14 protein-coding genes are annotated in these 16,436 nt (G+C 71.3%); 9 read left to right on the top strand and 5 right to left on the bottom strand.

Going from position 1 to position 16,436, the window contains the following annotated elements:
• The first annotated feature begins 81 nt into the window (after window positions 1-81).
• The 5 genes from ACZ7IF_RS07415 (at window position 82) to ACZ7IF_RS07435 (ending at window position 7,605) form a co-directional block, all read left to right on the top strand.
• Window positions 82-1,236, top strand: coding sequence for an oxygenase MpaB family protein (locus ACZ7IF_RS07415; protein ID WP_470964526.1), 1,155 nt, complete (start codon window positions 82-84; stop codon window positions 1,234-1,236).
• A 136-nt stretch (window positions 1,237-1,372) separates the two neighbouring features.
• Window positions 1,373-2,473 (top strand): LLM class flavin-dependent oxidoreductase, encoded by a 1,101-nt coding sequence (locus tag ACZ7IF_RS07420; RefSeq protein WP_470964529.1) that lies wholly within the window; start codon window positions 1,373-1,375, stop codon window positions 2,471-2,473.
• A complete protein-coding gene (locus ACZ7IF_RS07425; RefSeq protein ID WP_470964532.1) occupies window positions 2,470-3,126 on the top strand; it encodes a CE1759 family FMN reductase in 657 nt (218 codons plus the stop codon). The genes ACZ7IF_RS07420 and ACZ7IF_RS07425 overlap by 4 nt, the downstream gene beginning before the upstream one ends.
• Before the next feature lie 499 nt (window positions 3,127-3,625).
• On the top strand, window positions 3,626-4,063 hold the full coding sequence (locus ACZ7IF_RS07430) for a hypothetical protein (RefSeq protein ID WP_470964535.1): 438 nt from the start codon (window positions 3,626-3,628) through the stop codon (window positions 4,061-4,063).
• Window positions 4,060-7,605, top strand: a complete 3,546-nt coding sequence (locus tag ACZ7IF_RS07435) for an NB-ARC domain-containing protein (protein WP_470964538.1) — start codon at window positions 4,060-4,062, stop codon at window positions 7,603-7,605. Before ACZ7IF_RS07430 ends, ACZ7IF_RS07435 begins: the two co-directional genes overlap by 4 nt.
• Window positions 7,606-7,970: 365 nt before the next feature.
• On the opposite strand, the gene ACZ7IF_RS07440 is transcribed toward ACZ7IF_RS07435, so the two are convergent.
• From ACZ7IF_RS07440 to ACZ7IF_RS07455, 4 genes are all read right to left on the bottom strand, one after another.
• Window positions 7,971-9,599 carry a peptide ABC transporter substrate-binding protein gene (locus ACZ7IF_RS07440; protein WP_470964541.1) on the bottom strand — a complete coding sequence of 543 codons (1,629 nt, stop codon included), beginning with the start codon at window positions 9,597-9,599 and terminating at the stop codon, window positions 7,971-7,973.
• 124 nt (window positions 9,600-9,723) lie between these two features.
• Window positions 9,724-9,861: a hypothetical protein gene (locus ACZ7IF_RS07445; RefSeq protein ID WP_470964544.1), complete on the bottom strand. Its 138-nt coding sequence runs from the start codon at window positions 9,859-9,861 to the stop codon at window positions 9,724-9,726.
• 84 nt (window positions 9,862-9,945) lie between these two features.
• Window positions 9,946-11,484 carry an SDR family oxidoreductase gene (locus ACZ7IF_RS07450; RefSeq protein ID WP_470964547.1) on the bottom strand — a complete coding sequence of 513 codons (1,539 nt, stop codon included), beginning with the start codon at window positions 11,482-11,484 and terminating at the stop codon, window positions 9,946-9,948.
• A 184-nt stretch (window positions 11,485-11,668) separates the two neighbouring features.
• Window positions 11,669-12,550, bottom strand: coding sequence for a DUF4436 family protein (locus tag ACZ7IF_RS07455; protein WP_470964549.1), 882 nt, complete (start codon window positions 12,548-12,550; stop codon window positions 11,669-11,671).
• 319 nt (window positions 12,551-12,869) lie between these two features.
• Between ACZ7IF_RS07455 and ACZ7IF_RS07460 the strand changes: the two genes are divergently transcribed.
• The 4 genes from ACZ7IF_RS07460 to ACZ7IF_RS07475 all read left to right on the top strand — a co-directional run bounded on the left by ACZ7IF_RS07460 (window position 12,870) and on the right by ACZ7IF_RS07475 (window position 15,344).
• Window positions 12,870-13,733: a hypothetical protein gene (locus tag ACZ7IF_RS07460; protein ID WP_470964552.1), complete on the top strand. Its 864-nt coding sequence runs from the start codon at window positions 12,870-12,872 to the stop codon at window positions 13,731-13,733.
• A 129-nt stretch (window positions 13,734-13,862) separates the two neighbouring features.
• Window positions 13,863-14,171 (top strand): hypothetical protein, encoded by a 309-nt coding sequence (locus ACZ7IF_RS07465; protein WP_470964555.1) that lies wholly within the window; start codon window positions 13,863-13,865, stop codon window positions 14,169-14,171.
• A gap of 106 nt (window positions 14,172-14,277) precedes the next feature.
• A complete protein-coding gene (locus tag ACZ7IF_RS07470; RefSeq protein ID WP_470964559.1) occupies window positions 14,278-14,712 on the top strand; it encodes an Rrf2 family transcriptional regulator in 435 nt (144 codons plus the stop codon).
• Window positions 14,713-14,840: 128 nt separating this feature from the next.
• Window positions 14,841-15,344: a GNAT family N-acetyltransferase gene (locus ACZ7IF_RS07475; RefSeq protein ID WP_470964562.1), complete on the top strand. Its 504-nt coding sequence runs from the start codon at window positions 14,841-14,843 to the stop codon at window positions 15,342-15,344.
• A 3-nt stretch (window positions 15,345-15,347) separates the two neighbouring features.
• Here the strand turns inward: ACZ7IF_RS07475 and ACZ7IF_RS07480 are convergent, their stop codons facing one another.
• On the bottom strand, window positions 15,348-16,115 hold the full coding sequence (locus ACZ7IF_RS07480) for an NPP1 family protein (RefSeq protein ID WP_470964565.1): 768 nt from the start codon (window positions 16,113-16,115) through the stop codon (window positions 15,348-15,350).
• Window positions 16,116-16,436 lie beyond the last annotated feature (321 nt).

Raw genomic sequence — 16,436 nt, forward strand, 5'->3', positions numbered from 1 at the left:
CTGGAGCCCCCGCCGGCGGCGGGAGCATGCCGCTGACCGGCGGGTACGGCCCGCCCCATCCCCGGAAGGAAGTGGTTCAACGTGGCTCTGACGACCGCGACGATCGCCGCCGAGCTGGAAGCGGCGAGCAAGGTCGGCGATCCGAAGGCGGACGAACTCGTGTCGGACCTGATCGACAACAAGGAGATCGACGGGGTCAACGCGCTGTTCCGCACCATCGGCACGCTCAAGCCCGGGATGGACACATCCGCCCTGCCCGTCAGGCTGGCCGAGTTCCTCCAGGAGGCGGCGGCCCCGCCCCCGGACTGGTCGGACGCGGACGTCAAGGCCGCGGAGAGCTTCTTCGCGCACCACCACGGCGAGGTGTCCATGCTCCAGGGCACCGTCGGCCTGATCGGCACGTACCTCTCCCCGACCGGGGCGTTCACGCTCCGCTCCACCGGCCGGCTCGGCGGTGTGCAGGGGCCCGGCCGGCGCCTTTCGCAGTCCTCGCGCCTGTTCATCGACATGGGCAACAAGAACGCCATGCGGGACGGCACCCTGGCCGCCAACGTCACCAAGGTCCGCCTCGTGCACGCCTCGGTGCGGCAGCTGCACAAGAAGAGCGGCGAGTGGGACTACGCCAAGTGGGGCGAGCCGGTCTCGCAGAAGTACACCACCGGCGCCGCCTGCGTCTTCTCCACCCAGATCGTCCAGGCCATGGACCGCCTGGGCATCGACGTCGCCAAGGACGACGCCAAGGGCTTCATGTGCGCCTGGCACTACGTCAACCACTACCTCGGCACCCCCGACAAGTGGCTGCTGCCCAAGGACCCCGACCTGGTCGAGGCCCTGTGGAACCAGGAGCGCGACAGGGAGTGGAAGAAGACCGACGACGGCGTCTTCATGACCAAGCAGGCCGTCGACTTCTACAGGAAGTTCTACCCGGGCCCCACCCACGACGCGTTCATCGCGATGGTCCGCCACGCGCTGTCCGACAAGTACGCCGACATGGCCGGGCTGCCCAAGAGCGTCCTCGGCGCGGCCGCCAACCCCCTCGCAGCCGGCCACGACGTGGTCAGCGGCATCGGCGGCGGGCTGCTGGGCGGGGGAGCGAAGAAGGCCACCGGCGTCAACCCGTACAAGGAGATCGTCGGCGTCGCCTCCAAGGGCTTCAACGAGGTCCAGAAGTTCGCCCTCACGCACAACGAGGACGACCAGCCGCAGATGCACCAGGAGCTCCACGACAACCGCTGACCGGTCCGCCGGTGCCGCCACCGCCCGTCCGGGTACCCGGACGGGCGGTGGCGGCCCGTGGCCGCGGGGAATACGGCGGCGGCGCCTTCCGTTCCGAGGTATGGTTGAATCATAAACAATCTTGGGAAGGGGAGCCATGCAGTTCGGGATCTTCACCGTCGGTGACGTCACGCCCGATCCGGCGACCGGACGCGCGCCCGGCGAGCACGAGCGGATCAAGGCGATGCTCGCGATCGCGCAGAAGGCCGAGGAGGTCGGCCTCGACGTCTTCGCCACCGGCGAGCACCACAACCCGCCGTTCGTCCCCTCCTCGCCGACGACGATGCTCGGCTACATCGCCGCGCGCACCGAGAACCTGATCCTGTCCACGTCGACGACGCTGATCACCACGAACGACCCGGTGAAGATAGCCGAGGACTTCGCGATGCTCCAGCACGTCGCGGACGGCCGCGTCGACCTGATGACGGGACGCGGGAACACCGGCCCGGTCTACCCCTGGTTCGGCAAGGACATCCGCGACGGCATCGACCTCGCCATCGAGAACTACGCGCTGCTGCGCCGCCTGTGGGACGAGGACGTGGTCACCTGGAAGGGCAAGTTCCGTACGCCCCTCCAGTCCTTCACCTCGACCCCGCGCCCGCTCGACGGCGTCGCGCCCTTCGTGTGGCACGGCTCCATCCGCTCCCCGGAGATAGCCGAGCAGGCCGCCTACTACGGCGACGGGTTCTTCCACAACAACATCTTCTGGCCGGCCTCCCACACCAAGCAGATGGTGAACCTCTACCGCCAGCGCTACGCCCACTACGGGCACGGCACCCCCGAGCAGGCCATCGTCGGGCTCGGCGGCCAGGTGTTCATGCGCAAGAACTCCCAGGACGCGGTGCGCGAGTTCCGCCCGTACTTCGACAACGCGCCGGTGTACGGCCACGGGCCGTCCCTGGAGGAGTTCACCTCCCAGACACCCCTGACCGTGGGCTCGCCGCAGCAGGTCATCGAGCGGACCCTCTCCTTCAGGGACTACGCCGGCGACTACCAGCGCCAGCTGTTCCTGCTGGACCACGCGGGCCTGCCCCTCAAGACCGTCCTGGAGCAGCTCGACCTGCTGGGCGAGGAGGTCGTGCCGGTGCTGCGCAAGGAGTTCGCGAACCTGCGCCCGGCCGGCGTGCCGGACGCGCCGACGCACCGGGCCCGCGTGGCGGAGGCCCGGAACACCGCGGCCCAGGAGGAGCGGGCATGAGGCTCGTCGTCGTATCGGCGGGACTGAGCTCGCCCTCCTCGACCCGGCTGCTCGCCGACCGCCTCGCGGCCGCGACGCTCCGGCACGTGACGGCCGAGTCCGAGGTGATCGAGCTGAGGGACCTGGCGACGGAGATCGCCCAGCACTTCGTCACCGGGTTCCCGCCCGCCCGGCTGGCCGCCGCACTCGACGCGGTGGCCGCCGCGGACGGCCTGATCGCCGTGACGCCGGTGTTCGCGGCCTCCTACAGCGGCCTGTTCAAGTCGTTCTTCGACCTCATCGACAAGGACGCGCTGACCGGGAAGCCGGTGCTCCTCGGAGCGACCGGCGGCACCGCCCGGCACTCCCTGGTCACCGAGCACGCCCTGCGCCCACTCTTCACCCACCTGCGCGCGCTCGCCCTGCCGACCGCCGTGTACGCGGCTTCGGAGGACTGGGGCGGGGAGGGGCTGGAGCGGCGGACCGCCCGGGCCGGCACGGAGCTGGCACGCTTCATGGCGCCCGCCGCCGGAGCGCCCGCCCCGGACGTCGACACCGCCGCGGCGGTCGCGCCCCGCTCGCTGACGGGGGCGATCACCTCGGTGGACCCGGCGGACGGCTTCACGGTGGTGCCGTTCGAACAGCGGCTGGCCGCACTACGGGACAGCCCTTAGGCCGTCTCTTTCGGATCTTGCCGGTCAAGAACCATCTCATTTGGTTTCCTGGCCCAGTGCGCGGCCAGGCGCTTCTCCTCTGCGATCCGTCGCAGGTCCCTGGTCCGGACGTCCTCGCGAACCTCGGTGGAGACCGGCCTGCCGCAGGACCGGCTGTCCGGGCGCGGCGTTCCGGCTCGCGCTGGGCATGGGGCTGGTGTCCGTTGACAATGAAGGCAGTCCGATCGAGCTCGCTGACCTGCACGGACTGACTTCGCTGTCAAGGCGACCCAATGCTGCCCGCATGCCGATTCCGTGGCCGACTCGGTGGATGACCACCGACTCGGTTCGGCGGTGGGCCTGCCAATCGTCTCGGCGCATCGACGGCAGGGCCGGTGCCCAGAACGGGGAACCTCCGGTTCCCGGAGTGTCGTGCGCTACGCGGAGGTTGAGCGCAGAGCGCGTCGGCAGCCGACGGCTAAGATCTGCGCGACGAAGTGCGACGGAGGTGTCGGCGTTGTTGGATGAGGCGATATCGGCTTTGGCGGCGGCGGGTGGATCCGCTGTCGTGCAGGCGGCGGGCACAGAGGCGTGGACTGGTTTCCGGCAGGCGATAGCCCGGTTGTTCGGTCGCGGTGATGACGAGCGCGCGAGCACTGCACTGGAGCGCCTTGACGGGACGGCCGCCGCTGTGAGTGCGGCCGAGGGCGGGGATGCCGAACAGGTGCGGTTCCATCAAGGGGCCCTGTGGCAAGGTCGGTTCGAGGTCCTGATGGAGAGTGTTGACGCGGCGGAGCGCGACTCGGTGGTCGCAGCACTGCGCGCCTTGATCGCCGAGCACACTCCATCCGGACAGTCCGGCGGGGGTGAGGTGTCGGGCAACACGTTCAACGGTCCCACCATCATGCAGGTCGGCAACGGCAACCGGCAGGACAACCGCTTCGGGAACGGTGCGTGACCACGAGGCCGGGCGGCGGCGGCTCCTTCGACAACACATTCAACGGCCCTGCCGCCCTGCAGATCGGCGACCACAACCAGCAGACCAACACCTTCCACCTTCACGGCACCCAGCCACCACCTCCGCAGCCGGCCGCCCCGGAGGTGCCCGGATGGTGGGTGGTCGATCGCGACGAGGCCGATCAAGTCATCTCCACCGTGTGTTCACCCGCCGGCGGGCCGGTGGGGATCACGACGGCGCTCGAAGGCGCGGGCGGTTTCGGGAAGACGACGCTGGCCCAGATCGTGCGCGCCAGCCCCCGGGTGCGGCAGCACTTCCGGGGAGGCGTGTACTTCTTCGTCGTCGGCCGAGAGGCGGACAGCTCGCAAGCCGTCACCGAGCTGGTGCACGATGTCACACTCGCCATCACCGGCAGGGACGTGTCCTTCGACAGCCCGGATCGGGCGGGCGAGTACCTTGGCCAGCTCCTGGACCAGCGCCCCGACCAGCCCACCTTGCTGATCTTTGACGACGTTTGGACGCAGGAGCAGCTCACCCCCCTCCTCGCGGGCGGAGCCGGCTGTGTGCGACTGGTCACCACACGCGTCCCCGCGATCCTCCCGCCCGACGCGAAGACGGTACGGGTCGACGCGATGTCCCAGGAACAGGCGCTGCAGGTGCTGACCTGTGAACTGTCCAGCCTGCCTGAAGAGGTGACCAAGGACCTAGCGCAGGTCACCGGCGGGTGGCCCTTGCTGCTGCGCCTGGCCAACCGGCTGATCCACCGGAGAGTCAGGACGGGAGCCGACGCCGCCTCCGCCGCCGCGGATCTGCTGCGGAGCTTACGGGAGCGAGGACCGGCGGCGGTGGACAAGCCCACCGCCGCCCCCGACCTCGGCGACCCCAAGCAGCGCGCAACGACAGTACGGGCGACTGTCGAAGCCTCGATCGCGGACCTGTGCGCCGACAGCCGGGCGAGGTTCGCCGAACTGGGGATCTTCGCTCACGGCGCGGCCGCGCCCATCCCCGTAGTAGCCACGCTGTGGCGGGCCACAGCGAACCTCGACGAGTGGCAGACGCGGGATCTGTGCGCGGACCTGAACGACCTGTCCCTGCTCACCGTGGACGACGCGGACGGAGGGCACCTGAGCCTGCACGACGTCATCCGCGACTACCTGCGCGCCGAGCTCGGCCCCGATCGCCTCGCCGGACACAACGCCACGCTGGTGGACGCCGTCCAGGCCGACCTGCCGCCGGCGGAGCCCCTCACGCCGTCCGCGCCGCACCCCCCTGCCGCATGGTGGGAGCTGACCGACGACTATCTACTCGACCACGCCGTCGCCCATCTCCTGGCCGCGCGCCGCACCGCACCGGCCGAAGCCCTTGCCTGCGACCTGCGCTGGATCGAAACCCGCCTGCACCACCGCGGGCCCACTGCCCCCTGGACGGACTGCGCGCAGATTCCCACACCGACCGCCGCGCAGCGGGCACGCGACCTCTCCAGCACCGCGCATCTGCTCGGAGCGACCGAGCCCGCCCACGCACTGACCGCCATCCTGCACAGCCGACTCCAGCCGCTCCCGGCCTGGCGTGAACAGGTCGCCGCCCGGCAGGGCCGATGGCCCCACCCGGCTCTCTGCAACCAGTGGACACCACCCGATGTGCCCCACCGGGCCCTCCTCCGCACCCTCCCCGTCGATACCGGCATGGTGAGGGGGGTGGCGGTCGCGCCGGACGGCACCTGGCTCGTCGCCGGCGTGGGCGACGGGACCGTGCGGATCTGGGACCCGGCCACCGGCCAGGAGACCGCCCGCCTCACCGGACACACCGACTGGGTGAGCGGGGTGGCGATCGCGCCGGACGGAACCTGGCTCGCCACCACCAGCCGCGACAGGACGGTGCGGATGTGGGACCCGGCCACCGGCCAGGAGACCGCCCGCCTCATCGGACACACCGGGCCGGTGCACGCCGTGGCCATCGCGCCGGACGGAACCTGGCTCGCCACCGCCGGCGACGACGGAGGGGTACGGATCTGGGACGTCGTCACCGGCCAGGAGACCGCCCGGTTCACCGGACGCACACGCCTGGTACACCGGATGGCGATCGCGCCGGACGGCGTCTGGCTCGCCATCGCCTGTGGCGACGGGACGGTGCGGATCTGGGACGTCGTCACCGGCCAGGAGTCTGTCCGCCTCGCCGGACACACCGGCGCGGTGAGGGGGGTGGCGATCGCGCCGGACGGCACCTGGCTCGCCACCACCGGCGACGACAAGACGGTGCGTGTCTGGAACGTGGCCACCGAGCAGGTGACCGCGTGCCTGACCGGACACACCGACCTAGGGATCGACGTGGCGATCGCGCCGGACGGCGCCTGGCTCGCCACCGCCGGCCGGGACGGGACGGTGCGGATCTGGGATCCGGCCGCAGGCCAGGAGATCACTCGTCTCCCCGGAGACGTCAGCTCGGTCAACGGGGTGGTGGTCTCGCCGGACGGCATGTGGCTCGCTGCCAGCGGCGGTGGAGGGGTACGGATCTGGGAGCCGGCTGTCGGCGAGGCAACCGCCCGCCCAGCCGGATACTCCCGTCCTGTGGAAGCGGTGGTGGTCGCGCCGAACGGTGCCTGGCTCGCGACCTGCGGCTATGACGGAAAGGTGCGGATCTGGGACCCGGCCACCGGCCAGGAGACCGCCCATCTCACCGGAGAATGGGGGAAGGTGGGAGCCGTGGCGCCGGACGGCACCTGGCTCGCCACCTACCACTACGACACAGTGCGGATCTGGGACCCGGCCACCGGCCAGGAGACCGCCCGCCTCACCGGACACGACGGGCCGGTGTACGACGTGGCGATCGCGTCGGACGGTACCTGGCTCGCCACCGCCGGAAGCGACCGGACGGCGCGGATCTGGGACTCGGCCACGGGCAAGGAGATCATCCGTCTCGCTGGCCACACTGACCGGGTGGCCGGGGTGACGATCGCCACGGATGGTACCTGGCTCGCCACCACCGGCACGGACGGGACGGTGCGGATCTGGGACCCGCTCACTGGCCAGGAGACCGCCCGCTTCCCGGGAGCCACCCGCTACCCGGGGCGGGTGGCGATTGCGCCGGACGGCACCTGGCTCTCGACCATCAGCGATAGCGGTACGGTGCGAGTCTGGGACCGGGCCACCGGTCGGGAAACCGTTCGTGTCACCGGGCACGTCGGCTGGGTGGAGGTCGTGGCGGTCGCACCGGACGGCATGTGGTTCGCCACCACGGGCGGCTACAACGCGACGGTATGGATCTGGGACCGGGTCACTGGCCAGGAGATCGCCCGCCTCATCGGACACACTGGCCGGGTCACCAGGGTCGCGGTCTCACCCGACGGCGCCCGGCTTGCCACCGCCGGCGACGATGGCTCGGTGCGGGTCTGGGACCCGAGGTCGGGACGAGCTGTCACCATGATGCGCACTGACGGGGTCTTGTACGCCTGCGCCTGGACTCCCGACGGTCGCAGCGTCGTCGTCGGCGGTACACGGGGCGTGTACGTCTACGAGTTCCACTGCGGTAATCCCGACGGGTGATCACGTCCTCGATGCTGTGCGACGCAATGGATCGCGGCCCGCACCGAGCCAGGGGTCGTGCGACTCTCTGAAGTGCGCTGATCCGGGCCGACTGGGTTGGATGTCGACGCGAGACCGATCCGCCGGCGTCGAAATCCCTGATCATGCTCTCGACCAGGTCGGCGAGTTCGCCTGTGACGGGGTCGGTGAGGGGACCCGTTTCTGCGGTGGTGCCGGGTGACCGGGACGGACTTCCCCTCCGCACCCCACATCGAAGGCCGCCGGTTTGCGTGCATCGTTCGGGCAGCGGCGACCGGCCGTGGTGTTTCCGCCTGACGCCGGCGCGAATCGGCGAGTTGGCTGGTGGGGTGCCGCGGTCCTGGGTGTCATCCGACTTTGATCTGGTCGTAGACCGGGGCGCCGTACTGGTTGAGTGTCACGTTCGAGAGGCGCTTCGAGAAGCCTGCGGCTCCGCCCTGGTACCAGAGCGGGATTACCGGCACTTGCTCGGCGAGGACCTTCTCGGCGTCCAGGAACAGGCGGGTCGCCCGGTCGACATCGACCGCCTCGTGGGCCGCGTCGACGCGACTGTCGAAGCGAGTGTCGCTGAACCTCCCGTCGTTGTCAGCGGCTCCGGTGTAGTAGAGGGGCTGCAGGAACTCCTGGATGTACGGGTAGTCGCCCTGCCAGCTGGACCGGAAGGGCCCGGAGACCCTGTGCTCGGTGACCTGGTTGCGGAACTCGACGAAGGTGCCGATCGGGTTGACGGTGCAGACCGGGCCCTCGCCGAGGAGGTTGTTGATGCCGTTGCAGACGGCGTCCATCCATTCCCGGTGCGAGCCGGCGTCCACGTTCGAGGTCAGCGTCATCCTGCCGCCGGGCAGGCCACCGCCCTCCTGGATGAGGCGTTTGGCCTCGGCGGGGTTGTACGTACAGACCTCGCCGCACGCGCCGTCCGAAAAGCCGCCCTTGACGCCCAGGGCCGGGGAGGTCCAGTCCTTGGCCGGGGTGCGGGCGCCGTGGAAGATCTGCCGGGTGATCTCGTCGCGATCGATCGCCATCGCGATGCCCTTGCGGACCTTCTCCATGCCCTCCTTGCTCCACTGGGGGTCGTACATCGGGAAGACGAGGGTCGTGATGGCGAGGGCCGGCCCGGTGATGTACCGGGCGCCGAGGTCTTTCCCGACCTGCTTCAGCTGCTGCGTGGGAACGTCGTCGACGAGGTCGAGGTTCCCGGCCAGCAGGTCCGTGTAGGCGGTGTTGCTGTCGTTGTAGACCTTCAGGTCCACGCCGCTGTTCAGCGCCTTGTCCTCGCCCGGGTAGCCGTCCCACTTGCGAAGCTTCAGCACGGTGCCCTTGGCGTACGAGTCCACCGTGTACGGGCCGTTGCCGACGGGCTTGGCGAGCCATCCGGCGTGGTTCGTGAAGAAGACCTTGGGCAGCGGGAAGAAAGTATGATGGCCGAGGGTCTGCGGCCAGGTGCCGTACTTCTTCTTGAGGGCGACCGTGAAGGTCCTGTCGTCCTTGACGACGAGGCCGGACATGGTCTTGGCCTTGGGCTCGCCCGTGGCCGGGTGCAGATCGTCGTAGCCGACGATGTCCGAGAAGTGTGATCCGTTCTTCTGCTTGTTGCGTACGTCGGCCGCGTAGTTCCAGGCGTCGACGAACGACCGCGATGTCACCGGGTCACCGTTGCTGAACTTCCAGCCGTCCTTGACGGTGATGGTGAAGTTCTGTCTGTCCGCCGTCTCGATCTTCTCGGCCAGCACGTTCTTGGCCTCGCCGGTCTTCGGGTCGTACCGCCTGAGACCCCGGAAGACCATGTCCAGTACCTTGCCGCCTTGCGACTCGTTGGTGTTTCCCGGTTCCAGGGGGTTCTGCGCATCACTCCAGGAGGAGCTGACGATGTCAGTGCCGTCGCCGCTGTCCCCACCAGTCCCACCGCCGCATGCCGTCGCCGCGAGGGCGACAACCACCACAGCTGCGGCCCGCCTGGCCTGGCCGGCTCCATGCATCGAGTACCTCCCGGGCTCGGGCTCCCAAGACTCATCCCGGGCCCAACGTCACCCCCTGAGGAGTCCGCCACACCTCCGGTTGGACTGTTTGCGGCCCTGCCTCCCGGGCTTTCACCCGTAGGAGTCAGCCAGGCAGTGCGAGTGCGGCGGACAGGGTGGTCGTGCCGGCGTGGACGTGGTCGTGGGCGGCGCGCTCAGGGCCCCCTGGCATCACCGGCAGGACCGGCTGGGACCGGTCCAGGGTCTGGATCTGCGATTTCAAGTCCACTGCCGTGCATCGCAAGGCGGAGGAGGACCCGATTACTGGACGTACTCGGGCTCTCCCACAAGGATCCGGAAGAGACGGCTAGGTCGTCAGGCCGGGCCCCGGGGAGGGCGGGGCCTGTTCGGCGGCGTGGGCGATGTTGCGGGCCATGCCGCCGAACACCGCCGCGTGGAAGGGGCTCACGGCCCACCAGTACAGGTGGCCGAGCAGGCCGCGCGGGTGGAAGAGGGCGCGCTGGCGGTAGCGTGACCTGCGCTCGTCCGCCGGGTCGGGTTCGGCGTACATCTCCAGCCAGGCCAGACCCGGCACCCGCATCTCGGCGCGCAGCCGCAGCAGCCGGCCCGGCTCGATCTCCTCGACCCGCCAGAAGTCGAGCGCGTCGCCCACCCGCAGCCGGCTGGCGTCGCGGCGGCCGCGGCGGATGCCGGCGCCGCCCGCCAGCCGGTCCAGCCAGCCCCGGACGGCCCACGCCAGCGGGAAGGAGTACCAGCCGTGCTCGCCGCCGATGCCCTCCACCACCTGCCACAGCGCCGCCGGCGGGGCCGCCACCCCCGTGCTGCGGTGGTCGGTGTAGAGGCTGCCGCCGGCCCAGTCGGGGTCGGTGGGCAGCGGGTCGCTGGGGGCGCCCGGCAGGGACGCGGAGGACCACCGGGTGGTCACCTGGGCCTCGCGGACCCGCTGTAGGGCGAAGGCCAGCGCCCGGTCGAAGGCCAGGGGCGCGCCGGGCGGGTCGGGCACCCAGCGGGCGATGTCGTGCTCCGTGCACACCACCTCGTGGCGCAGGGACTCGGCGAGCGGCCGGGCCAGCGCCCGGGGCACCGGGGTGACCAGGCCGATCCAGAGGCTGGAGAGCCCCGGACTGAGCATGGGCACGCGCAGGATGCGCCGGTGCGGAAGCTCGGCGACCGCGGCGTAGCGGTGCATCATCTCCTCGTAGGTGAGGACGTCCGGCCCGCCGATGTCGAAGGCACGGCTGACCTCGGGGGGCATGCCCGCGCTGCCGACGAGGTAGCGGAGCACGTCGCGGACGGCGATGGGCTGTACCCGGGTGCCCACCCAGCTCGGCGTGATCATGACGGGCAGCCGTTCCGTCAGGTAGCGAAGCATCTCGAAGGAGGCCGAGCCGGAGCCGATGACCACCGCCGCCCTCAGCACGGTGCAGGGCACGCCCGAGGCCAGCAGGATGCGGCCCACCTCGGCCCGGGAACGCAGGTGCGGCGAGAGCCGTTCGGGGGGCAGGCCCGCCGGGGTGAGCCCGCCGAGGTAGACGATGCGCCGTACACCGGCCAGCCGGGCCCGCTCGGCGAAGAGGCGGGCCGCGGCCCGGTCGCGCTCCTCGAAGCCGGGACCCGCGCTGAGTCCGTGCACCAGGTAGTAGGCCACGTCCACCCCGCGCAGCGCCGCGTCCAGCGAGCCCGGATCGGTGACGTCCCCGCGCACCACCTGGGCGCGGGCGGCCCAGGGGTGGTCGCGCAGCCGCTCCGGCGAGCGGGCCAGCGCCCGGACCCGGTAGCCGGCGTCGAGGAGCTCGGGCACCAGTCGGCCGCCGATGTAGCCGGTGGCGCCGGTGACCAGGCACAGGCCACCCGTCAGGGCTCGTCCCCGCTCGTCACCTGCCATGGGCCCGCTCCTTCCCTCAGCTCCTCGCGGCGGGGCACGCGGGCCCCACGTTCCGAGCCTGGACCGGGTGCGGGGCGGGCGCAAAACGCATCGGTCGCGCGCGCGGCCCGGGCAGCCGCGACGAAGGGCCTCGGCCCGTTCCGGGCGGCGCCCGGGATCCGCTGACCGGGGCGCGGGGCCCGCACTACGCGGTGTCGTCCGGGCGGAGGGCGGCGCGGACGCCGGTGATGACCACGGCGAGCAGGCAGAGGGCGATGACGGTCTCGGCCCACAGGAAGGCGAACCAGTCCAGCACGCAGCCGATGGGGGGCGTGCCGGGCGCGGTGTTGCGGAACGCGGCGAGGGCGAAGAGGGTGGCGGCCATCCAGGCGAGGGCGGGCCAGACCAGGCCCTCGCCGCAGGTCGTCAGGTACCAGGCCCCGATGAGCACGGACGCCGCCAGCGCCCACATCACGCCCATCATGAAGACCGCGAAGACGAGCAGGCTGCCCGACCGGACCAGTTCCAGCCCCAGGACGGCCTCCTGCCGGACGTCCGAGGGCGTCACGGACACCGAGAAGAGGGGGTCGTTGTTGGAGAACAGCATCCGCACCGGCACCTGCCTGCCGCCCAGCTGTGCCCAGAACTCGACGTCCGTCCCGTACGTGTCGAACGGGTAGTCGCTGATCGACCCGCCCGCCATCGCGACCTGTACGTCCCTGGTCGCGATCCGCTCGTGCGCCTTGAACGCCAGGTCGCCGAGGGTCGCCGCGGAGGTCTGGAGGCTGAGATCGGCCACCGGGGCTGTCCCGCCCTCCTCGCCGAGGGTCCCGCGCGGGGTGACCCGGACCCGCAGGACCAGCTCCCTGGACGAGGCGTCGACGCGCTGCACGGTGGCTTCCACGTCCACCCGGTCGGCGGCCGCGGATCCGGCCGTGTGGACCGTGTCGAGCGCCTGCCGTTCCCTGAACTGGAGCCACGACCCCACCGCCACCGCCACCACGATCAGGGCCGCGATGGGGAGCAGGACCGGCAGGATCGACGCTCCGGAACGGCGGGGGCGACGGGGGTCCCAGGTGGGGGCCATGGTGACTCCGACGGGATGGGGAGGGGCGGTGGCCGCGGTGTGATCCTCGTCCACCGGCCCGGCGATCCGCCGCATCCGGCCGTGGCGTGTCGGCGCCGGTGCGCGCCGAAGGTCCCGGCTTGCGGGCCATCACGTGGGCGGCGGAGGCGCCGGGCGCGTCCGCGCGGGGGCTCGGGCCCCGGCGCCCCGGTCGGCAGGGAGCGGTGTCCGTCCGCGGCCGGCGCCAGGCGGCCGGTCGGGTAGCCTGGCGGGGCCTGGCCGGGGGACCAGGCTGCTTCGGCTTCCCCCGGACCGACCACACACGGGGACCGGAACACACATGTCTGCTGCCTTCTTCCGGCGTTCGGCGTGGGCGGCGGCGGCCGTCCTGGCGCTCGCCACGCTGACCGCCTGCTCCGGCGAGTCCACCTGCAAGATGCCCGAGGGCGTCAAGACCTGCCTGACGGCGGAGCAGGTCAAGGACCTGGACACCGTGCGCGGCGCGGGACGGGCCCTGCTGGACTCCCCGGGCCTGGCGTCCGAGGTGCTGCTCACGCCGCCGAAGGACCTCCTCGGCGGCAGCCCGAGCCCGATTCCCGGCACCGGCCGGTACCGGGGGGACGCGGCGGACGCCGCCGTGGGCGGTGCCTACGACATGCAGTTCACGGAGGACGGACACACCGACGCCGCCCGGTACGCGGGCGGGCAGACCTACGTCCGGTACTGGAAGGCCGTCGACCAGACGGGCAAGCCGGCCTGGGTGGCCAGGTCGCAGGGGCAGCTCGCGCAGAAGGGCGACGAGATGGGCGTCGTGGCCTGGCGGGCGCGCGCCGCGAACCCGCTGATGACGGCAGGGCTGCTGGCGGCCTTCACCCCCGGAGCCCTCGACGACCTCGCCCGCTCCGGGCCCGACGGGCGCGAACTGCACGTCTCCGTCAACGCCGCGAGCATGTCCCAGGCCGGCCACGCCATGCTGACCGGCGCCTTCCCGGACCACAGTCCGCAGGAGGTCAACGTCGACCTGCGGCTGGACGAGCAGAAGCGGATCACCTGGTACGAGGCGACCATGAAGCTCACTCACATCGGCGGCACCGGCGTCCAGGTGCGGGTCATGCACACCTTCAAGCCCGCCGGCGCCCCCGTCACCCTGGGTCCCCCGGAGGGCCTGCTCAACCCGCCGAAGCCGGCCCCGACGGGGAGCTGATCCCGCCGATCCCGTGGAATCGCGGCGCCGCCGAGCGTGTGACCCGGATGCGCCGCGCGTGACGGTGTTTGCTGGGCGCAAGGCTCACCCGCGAAGGGCGCCGTCCAGCACCACGGAGGAACCAGAACCATGAAGTTCGCGCAGATCATCGACTTCGAGACGGAACGCATCGACGAGGTGCGCGAGCTGCTGCGCGCCTACGAGGAGCAGGCCCGCTCACAGGGGCGCAGCGGTACCCCGGTTGCCCGCACCCTGCTCAAGGACCGCGCCAACCCCAACCGCTACCTCGCCGTGGTGGAGTTCGACTCCCACGACGCGGCCATGGCGAACAGCGACGCGCCCGAGACCAACGAGCTGGCCCGGGCGCTGTCGGCGCTGATGACCCGGCCGACCGCGTACACCGACTGCGACCTCGTGGACCACCAGCGCACCGGCTGATCCCGACGGGCGTCGCCGGCCGGTGACGGCTGGACATACACCCCTCTGTCGTAACAGAATTGGTTACGACAGAGGGGTCCGTGGCATTCGGGCGGCGGGAGGTTACATGAGTGCGAGCAGCCGGATGACCGTGGCCACGCACACGCTGACCTGGATGGCGCGGGTCTGCCCCAAGCGGCCCGGAGGCATCGTGACGTCCGAGCAGATCGCCGCCAGCGTCAACACCAACCCCGTGGTCATCCGCCGCACCCTCGGGAGCCTGCGTGACGCCGGGCTGGTGGAGTCGCAGCGCGGGCACGGCGCGGGCTGGCGGCTGGCGCGCGCTCCGGAATCGATCACGCTGAGGGACGTCCACCTCGCCGTCGAGCCGGAGCCGCTCATCGCCCTGCACTCCTCGCCGCCCAACCGGGAATGTCCCGTCGCGCGGGGCATCCCGGCCGTGCTGCGAGAGGTCTACGACCGTGCGGAGGAGTCGATGAGGGCCGAACTGGCGGCCGTCACCGTCGCCGACGTGGCGAGAGCGGCGGTTCCCGGAACCTGAGCGACCCGCGATCCGCGCCGGCCGGTCCACCGGGACCGGCCTCCCTTTCGGCCGCTGTCGTAACCATTTCTGTTACAACCCAATCCCCGGACCCCGGCCATCCCATCGACATCGAGGACTGTACGAAAGTGATCACCACGGAACGCCTCCGACTGCGCCCGCTCACCGAAGCCGACACCGACTGGTGGGTGGGCCTGCACGCCGACGAGGAGGTCAACCGGTTCGTCGGCGGCTACACCCGGGAGCAGGCCGCGGCCCGCCTGCGCGCCATCCAGGACCAGTGGGACCGGCGCGGCCACGGCCTGTGCGCCGTCGAACTCCGCAGCACCGGCGAGTTGATCGGACGCAGCGGCCTCAACTGGTGGGAGCAGTTCGACGAGACCGAGATCGGGTGGACCTTCGCCCGCGCCCACTGGGGGCGCGGCTATGCCACCGAAGCGGCCGAGGCGGTGCTCGCGTGGGGCTTCGGGACGCTGCGGCTCCAGCAGATCACCGCCATGATCCATCACGGCAACACCGCCTCCACCGCGGTGGCCTCGCGCCTCGGCTTCACGCGCCTGCGCGAGGACACCGTCCTGGACCGCCCCTGCACCGTCTACGCCCTGGCCCAGGAAGGCTTCCCGCCCCGCTGACCGCTACTGGTTCGGGTCGAAGGGGATTCCCGCCGGCTTGGCCTTCGCGAGGTGGGAGGCGAAGGAGCCGTCCTTCAGGCCGAAGTGCGCGCTGCCGAAGTCCGCCTGACTGAGCTTGTCCCGGAGCGTCGCGGGATAGCCCGACCAGCCGACGAGCGCAGGGAACTGCCAGGTGCCCCGGTGGTTCTCGGGCGGTTCGTCATTGGTGTTGGCCGGACGGAAGCAGTGCGTGCCGACGCCGTCCTTGTGGTAGACGATCTTGGGGTGGGTGCCGTCCCAGCGGATCTGGTCACGGGCGTGGATGTTGAAGTCGCCGTGGGCGGAGGTGGAGACGTACTTCGCCTCGTCGCCCTGGATCCACACCACCACGTGCTCCCAGTCGTGGCGGTGGCCGCCGAGGCTGATGCCGGGGATGGCCTGGTCCTTCTCGAAGTACAGCGCGTACACCACGGCGCACCAGCCGTTGTTGCAGGTCGAACGGGAATAGCCGTTGGTGTTGGCGAGGTCCGAGGCGTCGTGGCAGTTCCCGTTCAGCGCGCCGGTGGGGTTCAGGCCGCCGTTCAGAACCCCGGTCGGGCCTATGGCGGGCGTCGGGTAGCAGCCGTCGGTGTCGTAGTCGTACGCGGGCTGGAAGGTCAGCTCGACGGCCTCGGCGTTCACCGGCAGGGCCGGGGGCGGAGCGGCGAAGGCCACCTGCGGTACGGCGACGACCAGTGCGAGGGCGGCGCCCACGGCCACCGATGTCCTCCGGATGTGATGACTCGTCCGCAAAGCAGCCTCCGGCTGGTCGGGGTTCGGCGTGGCGCGGAGCCCGGCCGGTCCGGCGGGCGCGCCGGAAGCATCATTCGCGAACCCCGACGGCACGACAAGAGCCGCGGCGCCGCCTCTTCACCCGGCGGCCGCCAGGGGCAACATCCGGGCATCCAGGCGCAGTTGGGGTGCAACCCTGACGGATCGCGCGGCGCCGGCCGGAGCGGGGGGGGGGGGGGGGGGGGGGGGAGGGGAGAGGGGGGGGGGGGGGGGGGGGGGGGGGAGGGAGAAGGGGGGGGGGGGGGGGAAGAACCACCAGGCGGGGGGGGAGGGGGGTAGGTT

The organism is Streptomyces sp. NPDC037421, from assembly GCF_055602105.1.